Source organism: Variovorax sp. 22077 (assembly GCF_052044195.1).
GTDB classification, from domain to species: Bacteria; Pseudomonadota; Gammaproteobacteria; order Burkholderiales; family Burkholderiaceae_C; genus Variovorax; species Variovorax atrisoli.
Window position 1 is genome coordinate 1 of record NZ_JBQEQC010000115.1, and the last position, 401, is coordinate 401.

Consider the following 401-nt stretch of genomic DNA (forward strand, 5'->3'; position numbering starts at 1 on the left):
AACCCTGCGCACCGCCATGGCCATCGGCGCCGACCGCGGCATCCTGGTGGAAACCGCTGAAGAACTGCAGCCCCTGGCCGTGGCCAAGCTGCTGAAGGCCCTGGTCGACAAGGAACAGCCTTCTCTCATCATCCTGGGCAAGCAGGCCATCGACGACGACGCCAACCAGACCGGCCAGATGCTGGCTGCGCTGGCTGACCTGCCCCAAGCCACCTTCGCCTCGAAGGTCGAAGTCGCCGGCGACAAGGCCACCGTCACCCGCGAAGTCGACGGCGGCCTGGAGACCGTGGCGCTCACGCTGCCCGCGGTCATCACCACCGACCTGCGCCTGAACGAGCCGCGCTACGTGACGCTGCCGAACATCATGAAGGCCAAGAAGAAGCAGCTGGACACGGTCAAGC

At 66.3% G+C, this 401-nt stretch carries 1 protein-coding gene; it reads left to right on the forward strand.

The annotated features are described in order from the left end of the window. A partial coding sequence (locus ACTJLF_RS34745) for an electron transfer flavoprotein subunit beta/FixA family protein (RefSeq protein WP_440884921.1) occupies window positions 1–401 on the forward strand: 401 nt, incomplete at both ends.